This is a genomic window from Glutamicibacter sp. ZJUTW (assembly GCF_008370855.1).
GTDB lineage: Bacteria > Actinomycetota > Actinomycetes > Actinomycetales > Micrococcaceae > Glutamicibacter > Glutamicibacter nicotianae.
This window is the reverse complement of record NZ_CP043624.1, coordinates 94,871-115,266: the sequence shown is the minus strand read 5'-3', so window position 1 is coordinate 115,266 and position 20,396 is coordinate 94,871. Positions and strand designations below refer to the sequence as shown.

Here is a 20,396-nt window from a genome sequence, read left to right as displayed (position 1 = left end):
TCACTCCAGGGTGAAGGTCACCGGCTCGGAGACGAAGTCGCCGACAGCCGCGGTGAACTTGTAGGTTCCCGGACGCGGCTGCACGCTGACAGCTTTGCAGCCGGGAGCCGAACGCTCGCGGTTCCAGGTAAAGCGCGAGTTCTCCTTCTGCCCGGGCTTGAAGGCCAGGATTACGTCCTCTGCGTTCTCGAGGCAGTCGACGGTGGAGAAGATGCGGTCAGAACCGCTGGAAACCAGGAACTCCTGCTGCGTGCTTCCGACGTTCACCTCGCATTCGCGCTTGGAGACATTCTCGATGCCGAGAATCAATGTCGGCTTCTTGTCCGAGGCGTAGCTTTTCGCATCGGTCGTCGCGGTAACCTCGATCTCGTCGCCGCTGCACATCTTGCCCGAATCTTCATCCTCTTCCGGTTCGGACGATGGCGAAGGGACCGGCTGTGTCTGCTGGGCGGTCGGTTCATTGCCCGCAGTTTCCTGCTCATCGGGGGCAAAGACCCCCACCAGGGCAACGACGCCCCAGACGATCAGGCCGATGAGCACCAGGGCAAGTACTGCCACGGTAATCCGCCGGCGCCGGTAGACGCTGGCCGATGGTTTCCCCCCTGATGCGTTGCTCATGGATTAAGGCTAATCCATTGCACTGCCCGAACCCGGTAATGGCGTAGGATCCGGGGCGCATCGCGTTCCCCACTGCTTTCCCTCGGATTCCGGGTCTTCCGTGCGCTGGCCTAGAGTGGTGGGGTGCAGCAAATCCACGACACCATCAACGACTGGTACCTAGAGAACGCCCGCGACCTGCCTTGGCGCCGTCCTGGCGTGAGCGGATGGGAAGTCATGGTCAGCGAGTTCATGCTCCAGCAGACCCCCGTGGTTCGTGTCCTGCCGGTGTGGGAAGAATGGATGCGCCGCTGGCCGCGGCCGCAGGATCTGGCCGCGGAACCGCTGTCCGAGGCGTTGAAAGCATGGGGTCGGCTTGGCTATCCGCGGCGCGCGCAGCGCTTGCATGCCGCCGCCGTGGAGATCACCACCGAATACAACGGCGAAGTCCCGCGCACCGAAGCGCAGCTGTTGGCCTTGCCCGGCATCGGCGACTACACCGCAGCCGCCATTGCCTGCTTCGCCTTCGGCGAGCGCACCGTCGTCGTGGACACGAATATCCGCCGCGTGCATGCCCGGCTCTTTGGCGGCATGGCATTGCCCGAACCAAGCCCGCGCGCCAGCGAGTTCGCCCGGGCCAGGGAAGTCCAGCCCGAAGATGACCGGACGGCGAATCTGTGGAATGTCTCCGTGATGGAGCTCGGCGCGCTGGTATGCACTGCACGCAGCCCGAAGTGCGGGCAATGCCCGGTGTTCGAGCAGTGCGCATGGGTTGCCGGCGGGCAGCCGGCACCGCACTACACCCCGAAAGGCCAAGCTTGGAAGGGTACCGATCGCCAGGTCCGCGGGGCCATCATGGCGATTCTGCGCGAACATGAGGAGGCGGTGCCGCAGCAGTCATTCCTGGCCGATCTGGCCCAGGAATCGCACGCAGGATATGTGGCACTTGCACGGTTGCAGTCTCCGCTGGATCAGCGTGAACGCGCGCTGGCCGGGCTGCTGAAAGATGGCCTGGCGATCGCCGAGGATAACCGCATCCGCCTGCCTTCCTGAGACCGGCAAAGAACACGCGGGCGGCTGCTGGCTTTCTCTGCCAGCGCGTACCTATGCTTAGCCCATGAACGCTTCAGTTGACCCTGCCGGCACGGTTCGCCACGTAGCCGAGCATCCATGGTTCGAGGGCGCCGCCCGCTTGGGATTCGTCGCCAACGGGATTCTCCATGCGACCCTGGGAGTCCTTGCAGTTGTTGTCGCCGCCGGCCGCAAGGCGGAAGCCGACCAGGGCGGAGCCATGGGCGCACTGGCAAACCAGCCCTTCGGCATGGTTCTGCTGTGGATCTGCGCAATCGGCGCCCTGCTGCTGGGCCTGTGGTCCATGGCGCAGGCCTTCTTGCCCGAGAAGAAGCTGAAGGAAAGGCTCAAGTCCGCGGCTACTTCGATATCGTTCTTGGCTGTCGGATTCACCTTTGGACGATTCGCCGCGGGGAATCCCAGCGATTCGGGAAAGACCGCCAGCAGCTTCAGCGGCGAACTGATGCAGACAGGCCTTGGCCGGGCCTTGCTGATCGCCATCGGCCTCGGCATGCTGGTCATGGCCGGCTATTACATCTACAAGGGAGCCGCCAAGAAGTTCCTGGAGGATCTGCGGGGTTCTGGAAACAAGGAGGTTTCCCGCGCGGTGAAGTTCTCAGGCATGCTCGGCTACCCGGCAAAGGGCGCAGTCCTGGGTGCAGTTGGCCTGTTGTTCATCGTGGCCACGGTGCAGCGCGACCCGGAAGAGGCCAGCGGCATCGATGGCGCGTTGAAGGCCATCCAGGACCAGCCCTTCGGGCCCGTTGCCTTGATTGCCATCGGTGCTGGCCTGGTTTGCTACGCGGTCTTCCTGATGTTCCGCGCCCGCTATGACCGGATGGAGTAGGAGTATCAGTCCAGCGTGATGATCATGCGGGTATTGCCCAGGGTATTCGGCTTCACCCGTGCAAGGTCCAAGAATTCAGCGACGCCTTCATCCCGGGAGAGCAGGATCTCCTGGTACACCGCGGGATCCACGGCGCTCTGGTCAGCCATCACCTTGAAGCCTTGGCGTTCGAAGAATGCAACTTCGAAAGTCAGGCAGAAAACACGCGACACCCCGACAGCCTTGGCGCGTTTGAGCAGTTCTCCCAGCAAAAGGTGCCCGACCCCCATGCCGCGGACCGTATCGGAGGTGGCGAGGGTGCGGATTTCGGCGATGTCTTCCCAGATGACGTGCAAGCCGCCGCAGCCGACAACGCTGCCCTCCGGATCCTCGGCTACCAGGAATTCCTGGATGGACTCGTAGTAGGTGACCGCTTCCTTATCCAGCAGGATTCGTTCCTCGGCCAGCGGACGCACAAGATTGCGGATTGCGTTGACATCACTGGTTTTGGCTGAGCGGACGGTAAAAGAGTTCACGTTTAGATCCTATGCCTCCCAGTTTGCAGAATCGAAGAAGTCGCTGGATATGTCATGGAAGGAACATCCCGCACGGAGGAATGCCAAGATAAGCTTGAAGATTGAAGCCCTACGGGAGCAAGGATGCGGATGACAGCTAGAACAGCACGCCCAGGATTCGGGTTGCTTGCCATCCTGCTCTCCGCAGTGGGCATCGCTCCCCTGCTTAATTACGGGTTGAGCGCCACCAGCGACCTGGTCATCAGGGATTTGGGAATCACCGAATCCCAGTTCGGCCTGCTGGCGACGGCCTGCTTTGGCTGCGCCGCACTGGGCAACGCCGTCTTCGGGAAGTTCTCGGACAGGCAACCGGATACCAGGCTGATGCTGCTGATTTTTGGCACCACCGCGGTTGCGCTGGGCCTGGCGGCAATTCCCGCCGGCTACGTCCTGCTGCTGGTGGCATCCGGGCTGGCCGGCTTCGCGCAGTCATTCCCCAACGGGGTCACCAACCGCATTCTTGCCCAGCGCGTCCCCAGCGCCCAGCGCATCACCTGGACCGGCATCAAGCAGTCAGGCGTGCAGGTTTCGCAGCTCGTAGGCAGCGTGGGGTTCCCGTTGCTGGCGGCGTTCATCGGCTGGCATGGCGCGTCGCTGGCTGGCGCCGTGCTCGCCGCAGTGCTCGCGCTCATCGCCGTACGAGTAGTCCGCGCCACCCCCATGCTCAGCGTGCCTGCACCGAAAAGGCCGGAAGCAGGTGCGGACAAGCCGATCGCCGCGGCAGCCCCCTCGACGAAGTTCGTCATTTTCGCGCTGGCCCTGTTCGGTTTCATCAACGGCGTCGGAGTGCAGGCAACCAATGTCTATCTGGCGCTCTTTGCGGTCCGCGAACTGGATTTCTCCTTGGTGGCCGGCGGCCTGACCGCTGCGGTGGCCGGAGTCATTGGGGTCAGTGCCCGCGTCGGCTGGGGGCAGATGATGGCCCGCGGGGTTTCAGCGCCCAAGCTCCTGCTGCTGCTGGCATCGCTGGCCACTGCGGGCGGAGCCAGCTCCCTTCTGGCCCAGCAAATGCATTCGGTGGCGCTGCTCTGGCTGGCGGTTGCCCTGCATGGCGCCTCGGCCCTGGGAGTTTCGGTGGTGCTCATGGCGGGCCTGTTGCGTGCGATCCCGGCAAGCCGCTTGGGCAGCGCCAGCGGAATCGTCTCGGCAGGCCAGTTCGGCGGATTCACCGTCGGGCCGCTGGCCATGGGCCTGCTGGTGGGATCGGCCGGTGGATTCACCGCGGGCTGGATCGCGGTCATCGGGATCTACCTGTGCTCGACTGCGCTCGGTGCAATCCTGGTGCTGCGGGCCAGGAATCGAGGTTAGCCAGTGGATGCCGAAGCGCTGAAGGCACTGGCGCATTTGCGCCGTGCCAAGGACCTGATGGATCGGAACTATGCCGAGCCTTTGGATGTGCCGGCATTGGCCCAGCGGGCGTCCATGTCTCCTGCGCACTTTTCCAGGGAGTTCAAGCGGGCCTATGGCGAGACGCCGCATTCCTATTTGCTTACCCGCCGCATTGAGCGTGCCATGCATCTGCTGCGCGCGTCAGTCTCGGTCACTGATGCCTGCATGCAAGTGGGCTGGACTTCGCTGGGGTCCTTCAGCACACGCTTCACCGAAGTGGTGGGGGAAACCCCGTCCGCCTACCGGGAACGGGATCATTCTGCCACGGAGCAGATCCCTGCCTGCATTGCCAAGATCCTTTTGCGTCCCGAGAGATTCTGAGCAGTTTTGAAGAAGCGCGCGCTGCGCGGCACTGCCTAGGCTGGAGCCATGGCAAATATTTCAATCAATCATGTCCCGTTGACCGTGCTCGATGTAGATGAGGCGCTCGCGTTCTACCGCGATGCGCTGGGCTTCACGGTAATTTCAGATGTCGCCAACGGCGGCTTCCGCTGGGTCTCGCTTGCGGGCTCCGATGGCACCGGCACCAGCTTGGTGCTTTCGGCTCCGGGCGCCGGCCGCTCCGACGCCGATGCGCAGACCCTGGCCGAGCTGGTAGCCAAGGGAACCATCGGCCCGCTGGTGCTTTCCACTACCGACCTGGACCAGGTGTTCGAGACCGTGAGCGCCTCGGGCGCTGAAGTCCTGCAGGAGCCGATGGACCAGCCGTGGGGTCCGCGCGATTGCGCATTCCGCGACCCTTCGGGAAATATGGTCCGCATCAACCAATCTGCATAGGGAGCCGAAGCATGAGCAATACGGAACAAGAGGGTTTTTCGGCCGCTGAGAAGGCCGCGATGAAAGAGCGCGCAGCCGAGGTGCGAGCTCCGAAGAAGCGCATGACCAAGGCCGAGAAGGCCGAGCAGGCGCGCAGGGAAGTTGAAGAGAAGATTGCTTCCTTCGAGGGGAACGATAAGGTTCTCGCCGAGAAGCTGCACCGGATCGTCACCTCCACGGCTCCTGGACTGGAACCGAAAACCTGGTACGGCATGCCCGCCTACGCCCTGGACGGCAAGATCTTGTGCTTCATGCAGGATGCCAAGAAGTTCGGCACCCGCTACCTGACCTTCGGGTTCAACGATGTCGCGCAGCTCGATGAGGGCACGCTCTGGCCCACGTCATTCGCCATTACCGGCTCTTAAAAGTTAAGCGTGGCGCAGGATGCTAAGCAAGTCCAACTGGCAAGCTGGCCCTCGATCGCCTCTCAGTCATCGAGGGCCTCTTGCTCTGCCCTGGGCAGGGCCCTGGCCAGCAACCCGGCAGAAAGCGCGAAGACCCCGAGCAAACCGATCAGCCCCATGCCGACAGGCAAGGAACCCAGCTGGGCGGCGTCTTGACCCAAGACGGTGAACAGCATGGCGGCACCGAGCCCGAGGATTCCGAATCCAGCTGCCACGAAGCAGACCACAATGGATTTCGGCCCGGGATTCCAGTGCCCCAGTGAGGTGAAGTCGCGGTACGCGATGATGCCGATGGCAATGCTGAGCGTGGCCGCGGCGCCGATTACGAGCACCACCAGCCATGTCGGGCTGTATCCGGCGCCATCGGCTCCTGCGTGGCGCACCAGCTGTTCAGGAAGCTCGGGCCGCAGGAAAAGGTACAGGGCCAAATAGGCCATGACGGCGAGGCAGGATGCGGCAATCATCTGCTGCCCCTTGCTTCGCATCTTCATGTGTTGAGCCTACGACATGGACGGATTAAAGCCAATAGCCGTGGAACTGGATTTCCCAGTTCCACGGCTAGTGGTGATTCCGCTAACGGCTCAGCTTTCCAGGGCTGCCGGTGCCGGCTCGCCTTCCAGCTGGCCGGTGCCGCCTTCGGCGTGGAAGACGAACTTGCGGCTCTCGCCTTCGCCCTCGACGTCCACGGTGACCTTCTGGCCGGCAACGATCTGGCTGAAGAGGATGCGCTCGGAGAGCTGGTCCTCGATGTCGCGCTGGATGGTGCGGCGCAGCGGGCGTGCACCCATTGCCGGATCGTAGCCGCGCTGGGCCAGCAGGCTGCGGGCAGCCTGGGTCAGCTCGATGGTGATATCGCGTTCCTTCAGGCGCTTGGCCAGGCGTGCGATGAACAGGTCGACGATCTCCTCGATCTCCTCCTGGTTCAGCTGCGGGAAGACCACGGTGTCGTCAACACGGTTCAGGAACTCAGGGCGGAAATGCTGGCGCAGTTCTTCCTGGACCTTGGCCTGCATCCGCTCATAACCGGTCTTGGTATCCGCGGCCGACTGGAAGCCGGTCATCACACCCTTGGAGATGTCACGGGTACCGAGGTTCGTGGTCATGATGATGATGGTGTTCTTGAAGTCCACCACACGGCCCTGGGAGTCGGTCAGGCGGCCGTCTTCCAGGATCTGCAGCAGCGAGTTGAACAGGTCCGCGTGGGCCTTCTCCACCTCGTCGAAGAGCACCACGGAGAACGGACGGCGGCGGACCTTTTCGGTCAGCTGACCGCCCTCTTCGTAGCCGACGTATCCTGGAGGGGCACCGAACAGGCGCGAAACGGTGTGCTTCTCCGAGTATTCGGACATGTCCAGGGTGATCAGCGCGTCTTCCTCGCCGAAGAGGAACTCCGCCAGCGCCTTGGCCAGCTCGGTCTTGCCCACGCCGGTCGGGCCGGCGAAGATGAACGAGCCGCCTGGGCGGTTCGGGTCCTTCAGGCCGGCACGGGTGCGGCGGATCGCCTGCGAGATGGCCTTGATGGCCGAATCCTGGCCGATAACGCGCTTGTGAAGCTCTTCTTCCATGTTGAGCAGGCGCGAGGACTCTTCCTCGGTCAGCTTCACTACCGGGATGCCGGTCGAGTTGGCAAGCACCTCGGCAATGAGGTCCTCGGTCACCTCGGAGATTTCGTCCATGTCGCCATTGCGCCAGGACTTCTCCTTCTCGTTGCGGGCCTCGATCAGCTTGGATTCCTTATCGCGCAGCGAGGCTGCACCTTCGAAGTCCTGCGCGTCAATCGCGGCCTCCTTCTCCAGGCGCACGGTGGCGATTTCCTCGTCCATTTCCTTCAGTGCCGGTGGCGCGGTCATGCGCTGGATGCGCAGTCGTGCACCGGCCTCGTCGATCAGGTCAACTGCCTTGTCCGGCAGGAAGCGGTCGGAAATGTAGCGGTGGGCCAGCTGGGCGGCAGCCTGCAGCGCACCGTCGGTGATGGTCACGCGGTGGTGCGCCTCGTAGCGGTCGCGCAAGCCACGCAGGATCTGCGTGGTCAGCTCGACGGACGGTTCCTTGACCTGGATCGGCTGGAAGCGGCGCTCGAGCGCGGCGTCCTTCTCGATGTTCTTGCGGTACTCGTCCAAGGTGGTGGCACCGATGGTCTGCAGTTCGCCACGGGCCAGCATCGGCTTGAGGATCGACGCGGCATCGATGGCGCCTTCGGCGGCACCGGCGCCGACCAGGGTGTGGATCTCGTCGATGAACAGGATGATGTCGCCACGGGTGCGGATTTCCTTCAGGACCTTCTTCAGGCGTTCCTCGAAGTCGCCGCGATAGCGGGAGCCGGCCACCAGCGAACCGAGGTCCAGGGTGTACAGCTGCTTGTCCTTGATGGTTTCCGGCACGTCGCCGCGCACGATGGCCTGGGCCAGGCCCTCGACTACGGCGGTCTTGCCGACGCCGGGCTCGCCGATGAGTACCGGGTTGTTCTTGGTGCGGCGCGAGAGGACCTGCATGACGCGTTCCATCTCATGCTCGCGGCCGATCACCGGGTCGAGCTTGCCTTCGCGGGCGGCTGCGGTCAGGTTGCGGCCGAACTGGTCAAGCACTGCCGAGCCTGCAGGGGTACCTTCCTGCTGTCCGCCCGAGCTGACGCCAGCGGACGCGGTCTCCTTGCCGCCCTGGTAGCCCGAGAGCAGCTGGATGACCTGCTGGCGCACGCGACCGAGGTCGGCGCCAAGCTTCACCAGAACCTGGGCTGCGACGCCCTCGCCCTCGCGGATCAGGCCGAGCAGGATGTGCTCGGTGCCAATGTAGTTGTGTCCCAGCTGCAGCGCTTCGCGCAGCGAGAGCTCCAAGACCTTCTTGGCGCGAGGAGTGAACGGGATATGACCGGAAGGCGCCTGCTGGCCCTTGCCGATAATCTCCTGAACCTGCTCACGAACGGCACCCAGCGAAATGTTCAGCGACTCGAGCGCCTTTGCGGCGACGCCATCGCCTTCGTGGATTAGACCGAGCAACAGGTGCTCGGTGCCGATGTAGTTGTGGTTGAGCATGCGCGCCTCTTCTTGGGCGAGCACGACAACTCGGCGGGCACGGTCGGTAAATCTCTCAAACATCTTCGGCACACTCCTTGCTTACCAATAATTCGATGCTACGCACCATGCGCCCGTAATGCTCCCTTGTTCGCCACAGGGATAACCGAAACGGCTCCCCGTTACCGGGAATCAGTAATAGGCATGCAATTCATAATGAGAATTACTTGGTTCACCAATATTGCGATCTTCAATGAAAATGCATCGTGAATAACGAACATCGTTATAAGAATATGAGCCGGCACGCATTGCGTGCCGGCTCATATTTGAGACTTGTGCAAAACCTCGCGAATTACTTCGCGCGGCCTCGACCACCCTTTCGCATTGCAGCGTTGTAGGCATCTACAACCTCTGCATTAAGGCGTCCGCGTGCGTTGACCTTAATGTTGTTTTCCTTCGCCCATGCGCGGATTGCTGGAGCTTCGCTCGCTGCAGTCTGCTTCGACGAACGAGCCGCTTCGATGTACGGCTCGATGGCTGCATGGAACTGAGCAGCGTGCTCGTCGTTCAGGTCGATTTCAAAATGCTGACCAGCGACGCTGAATGCGATTGATTCAGTTGCCTCGCTACCATCAATATCGTCGATCAGGGCAATTTGAACCTGACGTGCCATTTAGGGGTTCCTCCGAGCTTGAATGTACTGGACAGATCGGCATTCAGCCATCAGTCCATTTCAAACAACAAGCATATACAAATAGGCACGCTAAATTCTAATTATCATCAGAATTCACAAGGTTCTATCAGGAACGACTAATTCTCGTTTACTGGATTATTTGAATCCGAGCCATTTTGAATTAGCGCATCAGCTTCAGCTTCAGCTTGGCGTTCTTTTCGATCCGCGTTTGTAATAGCTTTCATCACGTACCAGAAAAGCAGCGCCAGGCAGATTGTCGGGACGATCGCCTCAATATATGGCATTCTTATGCCTCCGGCTTTAGCAGTGGGAACAGAATAGTTTCACGAATACCGACGTTGGTGAAAAGCATAACCAGACGGTCGATGCCCAAACCGATGCCGCCCATTGGCGGTGCACCGTATTCCAGGGCACGCAGGAAGTCTTCATCAAGCTGCATTGCCTCTGGGTCTCCGCCGGCAGCCATCAGGGACTGCTCGGTTAGGCGCTCGCGCTGGATTACCGGGTCGATCAGCTCGGAGAATGCGGTGCCGCGCTCCATGCCGCCGATGATCAGGTCCCACGCTTCGATAACGCCCGGCTTCGAGCGGTGCGGACGCGCCAGCGGCTGTGCCAGGGGCGGGTAGTCGCACACGAAGGTCGGGTCGATCAAGGTCGGCTCGACGATTTCGCCGAACAGCTCGATGACCAGCTTCTGGGCTCCCCAGGCCGGGTCGATCTTCACTTCGTGCTTGGCAGCGATCTCGCGCAGCACCGATGCGTCCGTTTCCGGCGTGATCTCGACGCCGACAGCCTCGGACAAGCCCGGGTAGACGCTGACCCAGCGCCATTCGCCGTCCAGGTTGACAGTGCCCTTGGGAGTTTCGATGGTGCGGCCAGCGCCGATGGCGTCAGCTGCATTGAGAATGATTTCCTTGATGCGGTCGGCCATGACGTACTGGTCGGCATAGGCTTCGTAGGATTCCAGGGTGGTGAATTCCGGCGAGTGGGTCGAGTCGACGCCCTCGTTGCGGAAGATGCGTCCCACCTCGAAGACGCGGTCGACGCCGCCGACGACGCAGCGCTTGAGGTACAGCTCGGTGGCGATGCGCAGGGTCATTTCCTGGTCGAACGCGTTCAGGTGGGTCTTGAACGGGCGGGCCGATGCGCCGCCGTGAACCAGCTGCAGCATCGGGGTCTCGACCTCGACGTAGCCGCGGTTCTCCAGGGTATTGCGCACGGCGCGGATGATCGCGGCACGCTTGTAGACCATCTCGCGGGCTTCGTCGCGCACGATCAAATCGGCGTAGCGCTGGCGCACGCGGGTCTCTTCGTTCAGATCGGCATGCAGCACCGGCAGCGGGCGCAGGGCCTTGGAAGCCATCTCCCAGGCATCGGCCATGATGGACAGCTCGCCGCGGCGCGATGAGATGACCTTGCCGGTCACGAATACGTGGTCGCCCAAATCGACGAGCGACTTCCACTGCGCCAGGCGCTCTTCGCCGACGTTGGCCAGCGAGAGCATGACCTGCAGGCGAACTCCTTCGCCCTTCTGGCCGCCCTCCTGCAAGGTGGCGAAGCACAGCTTGCCGGTGTTGCGCATGAAGACGATGCGTCCGACGACGCCGACGACGTCCTCGGTCTCCTCGCCGGCTTCGAGGTGCTCGTACTTGTCGCGGATTTCCTGCAACGAGTGGGTGCGGGCAATGCCTACCGGGTAGGCTTCCTCGCCCTTGGCCAGCAGCTGGTTGCGCTTATCGGTGCGCACCTGTCGCTGGTCGTTTGGATTTGGGGCCGGTGCGGAATTATTTTCGGAAGTCACAATAGTCCATTCTACGTGTCATGGCGCGCAGTTGAAGCCCTTCATGATCAGCCTTACACAGTGATCTTGGCCCGCAACGCAGGATGGGGCAGCGGCAAAGCCTGCTTTGCCCCTGCCCCATCCATTAGGTGATGCGGTTTACCAGATTTCCACGCGGTCGGCCGGATCCAGCCACATGCCATCGCCCGGCTTGGTGCCGAAGGCCTCGTGGAAGGAATCCAGGTTCTTCGGCACCTGGTTGCAACGGAATTCGCCGGGTGCGTGAGGGTCCGTGGTCACGCGCACCACCGCGGTTTCCGGACGGATCAGCGTGCGCCAGCATTCGGCCCAGGAGTAGAAGAAGCGCTGGTCGCCGGTGATACCGTCGATCACTTCATCTTCCTGGATGCCGCGGGCCGCCAGCTCGAGCTTGTAGGCCTTGTAGGCGATGCCCAGGCCGCCGAGGTCGCCAATGTTCTCGCCCAGGGTCAGCGCGCCGTTCACGTTGTGCTCCGGGGCTTCCGAAGGCGACAGCGCGTTGTACTGGTCCACCAGCTTGCCGGTCAGCTTCTCGAAGGAAGCGCGGTCCTCATCGGTCCACCAATTGGTCAGCTGGCCAGTGCCATCGAACTGCGAGCCCTGGTCATCGAAGCCGTGGCCGATTTCGTGGCCGATGACCGCGCCGATGCCCCCGAAGTTCGAGGCGATGTCGCGGTTCACGTCGAAGAATGGCGGGCGCAGGATTGCCGCTGGGAACGCGATTTCGTTCAGCAGCGGGTGGTAGTAGGCGTTCACCGTCTGGGGGAACATGAACCACAGTTCGCGATCCACCCCGTCATCGATCTTCTTCAGTTCACGAGCGAACTCGAATTCGTTCGCCGAGGCAATATTCGCGATGACGTCCAGTTCATCAGCCTGGATGGCAGAGTAGTCGATCCATTGGTTCGGGTAGCCGATCTTCGGACGGAACTTGGAAAGCTTATCCAGTGCCTTTTCGATGGTCTCCGGGCCCATCCAGGACAGTTCGCTGATCGAGATGCGGTAAGCCTCGATGAGCCGCTGGACCAGCGCGTCCATGGCGTCCTTGGCCTCTGCAGGGAAGTGCTCAGCCACGTACAGTTGGCCGATGTCTTCGCCAACAGCACCTTCGGTGAATGCGACACCTCGCTTCCAGCGTTCCTTGAGCTGCTCTACGCCACCGAGCTTTGCGGAATAGAAGGAGAAGTTCTCGTTGACGAAGGCGCTGGACAGGTAGGGTGCGAACGAGCGCAGGACCTGTATCCGCAGCCAGTTCTTCCAGGCATCCAACGGCTGGGAGTCGATCAGACCCGCCAGCCCTTGAAGGTAGCTTGGCTGCCACACGACAACCTCGTTGTAGTACTTCTGCTCGATACCGGCTCCCGCCAGCCAGGTGGTCACCCCTGGGAACAGCGTGGCGAGCTCTTCTCCGGACAGCAGGTTGTAGCGTGCCTGGGCGTCGCGGACCTTGACCCGGTCCCAGTGGTGAGAGGCGATCGCCTTCTCGAGCTCCACGACGCTGGCTGCGGCTGCTTCAGCGCCGGCAATGCTGCCAAGACCCAGCAGCCGGCCGAGGTGCTCTTGGTAGTCGGCTACGGTTTCAGCGAACTGCTCTTCGCGGTAGTAGGACTCGTCAGGCAGGCCCAGACCACCTTGCAGGAAGGTCAGCAGGTTCCGATCAGGATTGCCGGCATCGTTCATCGCGCCGACATCCATGAAGCCGCTGATGCCCTTGCGCTGGAAGAAACCGCAAACCTCGAGCAGCTGCTCGGTGCTCTGGATATCCGCAATGGTGTTCAGGAAGACAGCTACCGGAGCAGCACCACGTTCTTCGATCACGGCTTCATTCATGAACGAGCTGTAGAGGTGGGCAATGCGGCGGGTAGCATCGTCCGTTTCTGCACCGGAAGCAACCTTCTGAACAGCTTCGGTAATGATTCCATGAACGGCGGCTTCGGCCTGGTCGCGAAGCTCCATGAAGGAACCGTAGATTCCCTGATCTCCTGGAATGGTGGCTGTCTCGAACCACTTGCCATTGCTATGGCGGTAGAGATCGTCCTGGGGACGAATTGAATCGTCGCGGTATGTCAGTGGACTCGTGGTCTCGGTGGTCAAGGAAAGCCCCTCGCGTAGAAGATCTTGTTATGTCTACTACACACCTTATCCACTTCCATGAAGATAAGAAGAGCGAGGGATGCCGATGCGCGCACGGCTTAAATACTCTGGTTAAACAGGTGAGGCTCCAACCATCACTGGCTAGAGCCTCAAACCCACTTAGGTTAAGTCCGGCGGTGACCTACTCTCCCACACCCTCACGAGTGCAGTACCATCGGCGCAATGGGCCTTAGCTTCCGGGTTCGGTATGGGACCGGGCGTTTCCCCCACGCTATGACCGCCGTAACAATCACGAAGCACACAAACCAAATATTTCCTGGTCAGTGTTTTCCGGTGCTACAAAGTCTTGTAACTCATCTTGCATTTATTGGTTAGAGGTTGTTGTCTCGTAACCGCATAGTGAACGCGAACAGCATTGAAAAATATCAGTTCAAATTATTGTTTTATTGTGTGTTGTAAGCCATCGGCCTATTAGTACAGGTCAGCTGCACAAGTCTTCAGTCCTTGCTTCCACATCCTGCCTATCAACCCAGTGGTCTAGCTGGGGGCCTCTCACACACAAAGGTGCATGGAAATCTCATCTCGAAGCAGGCTTCCCGCTTAGATGCTTTCAGCGGTTATCCCTTCCAAACGTAGCTAATCAGCGATGCACTTGGCAGTACAACTGACACACCAGAGGTTCGTCCGTCCCGGTCCTCTCGTACTAAGGACAGCCCTTCTCAAATTTCCAACGCGCGCAGCGGATAGGGACCGAACTGTCTCACGACGTTCTAAACCCAGCTCGCGTACCGCTTTAATGGGCGAACAGCCCAACCCTTGGGACCTACTCCAGCCCCAGGATGCGACGAGCCGACATCGAGGTGCCAAACCATGCCGTCGATATGGACTCTTGGGCAAGATCAGCCTGTTATCCCGAGGTACCTTTTATCCGTTGAGCGACGGCCCTTCCACGAGGTGCCGCCGGATCACTAGTCCCGACTTTCGTCCCTGCTCGAGCTGTCACTCTCACAGTCAAGCTCCCTTGTGCACTTACACTCGACACCTGATTGCCAACCAGGCTGAGGGAACCTTTGGGCGCCTCCGTTACATTTTAGGAGGCAACCGCCCCAGTTAAACTACCCATCAGGCACTGTCCCTGAACCAGATCATGGTCCGAAGTTAGGTGACCGGTACAGCCAGAGTGGTATTTCAACGATGACTCCACCTGGACTAGCGTCCAAGCTTCACAGTCTCCCACCTATCCTACACAAGCTGCACCGAACACCAATACCAAACTATAGTAAAGGTCTCGGGTCTTTCCGTCCTGCTGCGCGTAACGAGCATCTTTACTCGTACTGCAATTTCGCCGAGTTCATGGTTGAGACAGCGGGGAAGTCGTTACTCCATTCGTGCAGGTCGGAACTTACCCGACAAGGAATTTCGCTACCTTAGGATGGTTATAGTTACCACCGCCGTTTACTGGGGCTTAAATTCTCAGCTTCGCCACAAAAGTGACTAACCAGTCCTCTTAACCTTCCAGCACCGGGCAGGAGTCAGTCCGTATACATCGTCTTGCGACTTCGCACGGACCTGTGTTTTTAGTAAACAGTCGCTTCCCCCTGGTCTCTGCGGCCCACACCCGCATCAGAGAAGCAAGTTCTCATCACGGGGCAGGCCCCCCTTCTTCCGAAGTTACGGGGGCATTTTGCCGAGTTCCTTAACCATGATTCTCTCGATCGCCTTAGTATTCTCTACCTGATCACCTGTGTCGGTTTGGGGTACGGGCGGACTGGGACCTCGCGCCGATGCTTTTCTAGGCAGCATAGGATCACCGAATCACCCCATAAACGGGGCGCCTATCAGGTCTCAGAATACATGAGCGGCGGATTTGCCAACCGCTCTTCCTACACCCTTGGACCAGGTCAATTCCATTGCCTGGCTCGGCTACCTTCCTGCGTCACACCTGTTAATACGCTGACCTCACTGCATCGGTTCCCACCACACCACCAGCAACCATTCCCGAAGGAACAAATCACCGGATCCGTCATGGTTAGCATCCACAGCTCAGTATGGGCGGTCCTTCGCCGGTACGGGAATATCAACCCGTTGTCCATCGACTACGCCTGTCGGCCTCGCCTTAGGTCCCGACTAACCCAGGGCAGATTAGCTTAACCCTGGAACCCTTGATCATTCGGCGGACGGGTTTCTCACCCGTCATTCGCTACTCATGCCTGCATTCTCACTCGTGTGGCCTCCACCGCTGGTTTACACCGCGACTTCACCGTCCACACGACGCTCCCCTACCCATCCAAACACCCAATCGAAACCAGGTTAATATTTGAATGACGCAACTTCGGCGGTGTGCTTGAGCCCCGCTACATTATCGGCGCGGAATCACTTGACCAGTGAGCTATTACGCACTCTTTCAAGGGTGGCTGCTTCTAAGCCAACCTCCTGGTTGTCACAGCAACTCCACATCCTTTTCCACTTAGCACACGCTTAGGGGCCTTAGTTGGCGTTCTGGGCTGTTTCCCTCTCGACTATGAAGCTTATCCCCCACAGTCTCACTGCTGCGCTCTCACTTGCCGGCATTCGGAGTTTGGCTAAGGTCAGTAACCTTGTAGGGCCCATCGCCTATCCAGTAGCTCTACCTCCAGCAAGAAACACGCAACGCTGCACCTAAATGCATTTCGGGAGAACCAGCTATCACGAAGTTTGATTGGCCTTTCACCCCTACCCACAGCTCATCCCCTCCATTTTCAACTGAAGTGGGTTCGGTCCTCCACACGCTCTTACACGCGCTTCAACCTGGCCATGGGTAGATCACTTCGCTTCGGGTCTAGATCACGCCACTCAAACGCCCTATTCAGACTCGCTTTCGCTACGGCTTCCCCACACGGGTTAACCTCGCGACGTAACACTAACTCGCAGGCTCATTCTTCAAAAGGCACGCCATCACCAGGGAACAAGTCCCCAGCTCTAACGGATTGTAAGCGCACGGTTTCAGGTACTATTTCACTCCCCTCCCGGGGTACTTTTCACCATTCCCTCACGGTACTGATTCACTATCGGTCATCAAGTAGTATTCAGGCTTACCAGGTGGTCCTGGCAGATTCACACAAGGTTTCACGGGCCCCGTGCTACTCGGGTATCAACACTAGAACGGCAGACACGCATTACACCTACGGGACTATCACCCTCTCTGGTCCGGCATTCCAACCGATTCACCTATACGCCTGCACCTCATCCCACCAGCAAGATAGCGCTGGTACATGCTGACCCCACAACCCCGATGATGCAACGCCTATCCGCTATCACACACCAACCGGTTTAGCCCCATCCGCGTTCGCTCGCCACTACTAACGGAATCACTATTGTTTTCTCTTCCTGCGGGTACTGAGATGTTTCACTTCCCCGCGTTCCCTCCACACAGCCTATACATTCAGCTGCAGGTCACACCACATAACATGGTGCGGGGTTCCCCCATTCGGAAATCCTGGCCTCAACGTCCGGTTATCGACTCCACCAGGCTTATCGCAGATTCCCACGTCCTTCATCGGCTCTTGATGCCAAGGCATCCACCGTGCGCCCTTAAAAACTTCAACACAAATCAAAGTCTCAGAATTGAGCAATAAAACAATCTAACAAAATCACGCAGACAAGACTCCAACACCAGGCAATCCAAGGAAAAGGACCACCCAGCTCATCTCATCTGCAAGATGCTCGCGTTCACTATACAGTTCCCAAACAACAACCCCGCACCCCCGCAACAACACCCCAAAACCAACACCAACCAAAGGCCAGCATCAATCCAACAGGACATCCTTGCAGCAAACACAGGACAAACACCGAAACACCAAGAACCCCTCACCCAAGCGAACACCACCAGGACCCTCCCCACAGGAAGAACCCCGGCAACCATTCACCAGGAAAGGAGGCTTGTTGCCTCAAAACCCAACAGCATGCCAAACCATACAAACCACACAACACCCACACACCGCATTCCAGCACCGCAAGAAGAAAACCCCTGCAATGCGTACTAGCAGATGCCCAAGCACCACGCGGCCACAGCCAATACCCGCACCAGCATCAGCCAGCACGTTTTCCGGTATTGAGTCCATTGATATTCCACCCATGAGCAACCCACCCGGACAACACTCGTGTCCAGCATGGGCAACCAATAATGGTTAGCTCCTTAGAAAGGAGGTGATCCAGCCGCACCTTCCGGTACGGCTACCTTGTTACGACTTAGTCCAATCGCCAGTCCCACCTTCGACGACTCCCCCACACAAGGTGGTTAGGCCATCGGCTTCGGTGTTACCAACTTTCGTGACTTGACGGGCGGTGTGTACAAGGCCCGGGAACGTATTCACCGCAGCGTTGCTGATCTGCGATTACTAGCGACTCCGACTTCATGGGGTCGAGTTGCAGACCCCAATCCGAACTGAGACCGGCTTTTAGGGATTAGCTCCACCTCACAGTATCGCAACCCATTGTACCGGCCATTGTAGCATGCGTGAAGCCCAAGACATAAGGGGCATGATGATTTGACGTCATCCCCACCTTCCTCCGAGTTGACCCGGCAGTCTCCCATGAGTCCCCACCACTACGTGCTGGCAACATGGAACGAGGGTTGCGCTCGTTGCGGGACTTAACCCAACATCTCACGACACGAGCTGACGACAACCATGCACCACCTGTGAACCAGCCCGAAGGGAAACCCCATCTCTGAGGCGGTCTGGCACATGTCAAGCCTTGGTAAGGTTCTTCGCGTTGCATCGAATTAATCCGCATGCTCCGCCGCTTGTGCGGGCCCCCGTCAATTCCTTTGAGTTTTAGCCTTGCGGCCGTACTCCCCAGGCGGGGCACTTAATGCGTTAGCTACGGCGCGGAAAACGTGGAATGTCCCCCACACCTAGTGCCCAACGTTTACGGCATGGACTACCAGGGTATCTAATCCTGTTCGCTCCCATGCTTTCGCTCCTCAGCGTCAGTAAATGCCCAGAGACCTGCCTTCGCCATCGGTGTTCCTCCTGATATCTGCGCATTTCACCGCTACACCAGGAATTCCAGTCTCCCCTACATCACTCTAGTCTGCCCGTACCCACCGCAGATCGAGGTTGAGCCTCGGACTTTCACGGCAGACGCGACAAACCGCCTACGAGCTCTTTACGCCCAATAAATCCGGATAACGCTTGCGCCCTACGTATTACCGCGGCTGCTGGCACGTAGTTAGCCGGCGCTTCTTCTGCAGGTACCGTCACTTTCGCTTCTTCCCTACTGAAAGAGGTTTACAACCCGAAGGCCGTCATCCCTCACGCGGCGTCGCTGCATCAGGCTTTCGCCCATTGTGCAATATTCCCCACTGCTGCCTCCCGTAGGAGTCTGGGCCGTGTCTCAGTCCCAGTGTGGCCGGTCACCCTCTCAGGCCGGCTACCCGTCGTCGCCTTGGTGAGCCATTACCTCACCAACAAGCTGATAGGCCGCGAGTCCATCCCCACCGATAAATCTTTCCACCAACAACCATGCGGTCAAAGGTCATATCCGGTATTAGACCCAGTTTCCCGGCTTATCCCAGAGTCGGGGCAGGTTACTCACGTGTTACTCACCCGTTCGCCACTAATCCACCCAGCAAGCTGGGCTTCATCGTTCGACTTGCATGTGTTAAGCACGCCGCCAGCGTTCATCCTGAGCCAGGATCAAACTCTCCATAAAAAAATAAAAAGCCACCAGCAACCCCTTGGAAAAGAAGGGCGAAGCCGATGAAGTCCTGGCGAATAATAAAACACTCGAGAACACTGCACGGGGGTGCAATGCCTCAAGCAAATGTTATGTATTCACCAAATAAAAATATTCGGTATCAACAAACTTGGCACACTATTGAGTTCTCAAACAACAAACACTTACCGGTTCTTTACCCACCATTCCAGGCGGTAATTTCGTCCAGCGTTATATTCATATTCTATAACTTCGAATTCCTGAAAGTCAAATCCATTGTTTGTGATTTGAACCAGTATTCTCAGTTCCCATTCTTTTCAATTCCTTATCCACAAGACTGTGGAAAAACCTTGATTTTCTGGGGTTCTGCCGCCGTTTCACATCCGGTTTTTTGTTCCGTTTTGTTCTCGGCGACAAGGAAAAACTATACACGGGTTTTGGGGGTGCTGCAAATCGGGTGGGTGGTTTTTGACGGTGACCGTGCCCACTTAATTCCTGAACTGCTGATTCGGCTCTTTCCATGTGCCCAATCGCTGGCAATTATTACCGAGCTAGGGCTGACGCGTAAACATTATTTCGCAGCTGCACAGAGCATCAGCGCCTGTACCTAGCGAGTTTATTGAACCCTTGAGAAGCGTACGCATATACGCGAACCCATGAATTGTGCCCACATCAGCCGATTAGACGATGCGGGCGCATGCATGAGTCTGAGCAAGGCACAAGAAGAGAACGCACATGGCGAAACGATGCATCTGGAGGTTCCATGCGCGTGACGGCCAAGGCGGCATCAGCGCAATGACTACCTAGAGCAGTCGGCATTGATGCCGGCCCAATACAGGTCTCGCAGTGCTACGTAAGCACCGCCCTCGGCTACGGTGAATAGCAGCGATATTTCGATCGCTGCCACTCCACTTGATGATCTACCGAATACAGGATGAAGTCTATGAAGTTCACGGCGTTGGAACGCTATTGCCACCTCACTGGGCAATCGTATGGCGAGGTGACTCCCGAAGAACAGCAGAGCGATTATCAAGCCGGGGTAACTGAGCTTGACGGACAGCGGTGGCGAATCAGGACCGCAAGGATCACGCCAACAAAGCCAGGTGGGTTCGTAGCCATATGGCATCGGGACGAAACTGGGACTACTGCCCCCTACGAATCCGAAGAGGGACTGCGCGGAGTTATGGTCTTTATCGAGGAAGCCGGCTGTTTCGGCGTCTTCCGCTTTACTCAACAGCACCTCGAGGAGCTGGGCGTCTTCGCCTCAGCATCGGCTCCAGGCAAGCGCGGTTTCCGCGTCTATCCATCATGGACGGCTGGCCTTAAGGGGCAAGCGAAGAAAAGCCAGAACAGTCAGCTGCCTGCGTTCACGTTGCTCGCAGACTAACTTGTCCCGCTCAGAC

At 59.0% G+C, this 20,396-nt stretch carries 16 protein-coding genes and 3 rRNA genes; 8 read left to right on the top strand and 11 right to left on the bottom strand.

Annotated elements, in window-relative coordinates:
- Positions 1–618 carry a hypothetical protein gene (locus F0M17_RS00545; RefSeq protein WP_066144550.1) on the bottom strand — a complete coding sequence of 206 codons (618 nt, stop codon included), beginning with the start codon at positions 616–618 and terminating at the stop codon, positions 1–3.
- A gap of 123 nt (positions 619–741) precedes the next feature.
- Between F0M17_RS00545 and F0M17_RS00540 the strand changes: the two genes are divergently transcribed.
- Positions 742–1,650 carry an A/G-specific adenine glycosylase gene (locus F0M17_RS00540; RefSeq protein WP_038993592.1) on the top strand — a complete coding sequence of 303 codons (909 nt, stop codon included), beginning with the start codon at positions 742–744 and terminating at the stop codon, positions 1,648–1,650.
- A gap of 64 nt (positions 1,651–1,714) precedes the next feature.
- Positions 1,715–2,515 carry a DUF1206 domain-containing protein gene (locus F0M17_RS00535; protein ID WP_038993590.1) on the top strand — a complete coding sequence of 267 codons (801 nt, stop codon included), beginning with the start codon at positions 1,715–1,717 and terminating at the stop codon, positions 2,513–2,515.
- Between the two features lie 5 nt (positions 2,516–2,520).
- Here the strand turns inward: F0M17_RS00535 and F0M17_RS00530 are convergent, their stop codons facing one another.
- Complete coding sequence (locus tag F0M17_RS00530; protein WP_128471506.1) at positions 2,521–3,030, bottom strand: amino-acid N-acetyltransferase; 510 nt, start codon at positions 3,028–3,030, stop codon at positions 2,521–2,523.
- A gap of 129 nt (positions 3,031–3,159) precedes the next feature.
- Here F0M17_RS00530 and F0M17_RS00525 point away from each other — a divergent pair, with 129 nt between their 5' ends.
- The 4 genes from F0M17_RS00525 to F0M17_RS00510 are packed head-to-tail and all read left to right on the top strand — an operon-like array spanning position 3,160 to position 5,639.
- On the top strand, positions 3,160–4,377 hold the full coding sequence (locus F0M17_RS00525; protein ID WP_168201914.1) for an MFS transporter: 1,218 nt from the start codon (positions 3,160–3,162) through the stop codon (positions 4,375–4,377).
- 57 nt (positions 4,378–4,434) lie between these two features.
- A complete protein-coding gene (locus F0M17_RS00520) occupies positions 4,435–4,779 on the top strand; it encodes a helix-turn-helix domain-containing protein (RefSeq protein ID WP_052254094.1) in 345 nt (114 codons plus the stop codon).
- Positions 4,780–4,827: 48 nt separating this feature from the next.
- Entirely contained in the window at positions 4,828–5,235 is a 408-nt protein-coding gene (locus F0M17_RS00515) for a VOC family protein (RefSeq protein WP_073707950.1), read from the top strand.
- Between the two features lie 11 nt (positions 5,236–5,246).
- Positions 5,247–5,639 (top strand): iron chaperone, encoded by a 393-nt coding sequence (locus tag F0M17_RS00510; protein ID WP_149596105.1) that lies wholly within the window; start codon positions 5,247–5,249, stop codon positions 5,637–5,639.
- 62 nt (positions 5,640–5,701) lie between these two features.
- Here F0M17_RS00510 and F0M17_RS00505 read toward each other — a convergent pair whose 3' ends face one another.
- The 9 genes from F0M17_RS00505 to F0M17_RS00470 form a co-directional block, all read right to left on the bottom strand.
- Entirely contained in the window at positions 5,702–6,169 is a 468-nt protein-coding gene (locus F0M17_RS00505; protein ID WP_149596104.1) for a hypothetical protein, read from the bottom strand.
- Positions 6,170–6,259: 90 nt separating this feature from the next.
- Positions 6,260–8,773, bottom strand: a complete 2,514-nt coding sequence (locus tag F0M17_RS00500) for an ATP-dependent Clp protease ATP-binding subunit (RefSeq protein ID WP_038993583.1) — start codon at positions 8,771–8,773, stop codon at positions 6,260–6,262.
- Positions 8,774–9,041: 268 nt separating this feature from the next.
- Complete coding sequence (locus F0M17_RS00495; protein WP_038993581.1) at positions 9,042–9,362, bottom strand: Lsr2 family protein; 321 nt, start codon at positions 9,360–9,362, stop codon at positions 9,042–9,044.
- 137 nt (positions 9,363–9,499) lie between these two features.
- Entirely contained in the window at positions 9,500–9,667 is a 168-nt protein-coding gene (locus tag F0M17_RS17335; RefSeq protein ID WP_162989142.1) for a hypothetical protein, read from the bottom strand.
- A gap of 2 nt (positions 9,668–9,669) precedes the next feature.
- Positions 9,670–11,184 carry a lysine--tRNA ligase gene (gene lysS / locus F0M17_RS00490; RefSeq protein ID WP_038993580.1) on the bottom strand — a complete coding sequence of 505 codons (1,515 nt, stop codon included), beginning with the start codon at positions 11,182–11,184 and terminating at the stop codon, positions 9,670–9,672.
- Positions 11,185–11,322: 138 nt separating this feature from the next.
- Positions 11,323–13,296 (bottom strand): M13 family metallopeptidase, encoded by a 1,974-nt coding sequence (locus tag F0M17_RS00485; RefSeq protein ID WP_149596103.1) that lies wholly within the window; start codon positions 13,294–13,296, stop codon positions 11,323–11,325.
- Positions 13,297–13,464: 168 nt separating this feature from the next.
- Positions 13,465–13,581: ribosomal RNA gene (gene rrf / locus F0M17_RS00480) — 5S ribosomal RNA — on the bottom strand.
- 165 nt (positions 13,582–13,746) lie between these two features.
- Positions 13,747–16,880, bottom strand: a 23S ribosomal RNA gene (locus tag F0M17_RS00475).
- A gap of 594 nt (positions 16,881–17,474) precedes the next feature.
- Positions 17,475–18,990, bottom strand: a 16S ribosomal RNA gene (locus F0M17_RS00470).
- Together the 16S, 23S and 5S rRNA genes form the textbook arrangement of a ribosomal RNA operon.
- 98 nt (positions 18,991–19,088) lie before the next feature.
- Between F0M17_RS00470 and F0M17_RS00465 the strand changes: the two genes are divergently transcribed.
- Together F0M17_RS00465 and F0M17_RS00460 are read left to right on the top strand one after the other, a co-directional pair.
- Complete coding sequence (locus tag F0M17_RS00465; RefSeq protein WP_168201913.1) at positions 19,089–19,604, top strand: hypothetical protein; 516 nt, start codon at positions 19,089–19,091, stop codon at positions 19,602–19,604.
- Positions 19,605–19,936: 332 nt separating this feature from the next.
- Positions 19,937–20,380, top strand: a complete 444-nt coding sequence (locus F0M17_RS00460; protein ID WP_038993720.1) for a MepB family protein — start codon at positions 19,937–19,939, stop codon at positions 20,378–20,380.
- Positions 20,381–20,396 lie beyond the last annotated feature (16 nt).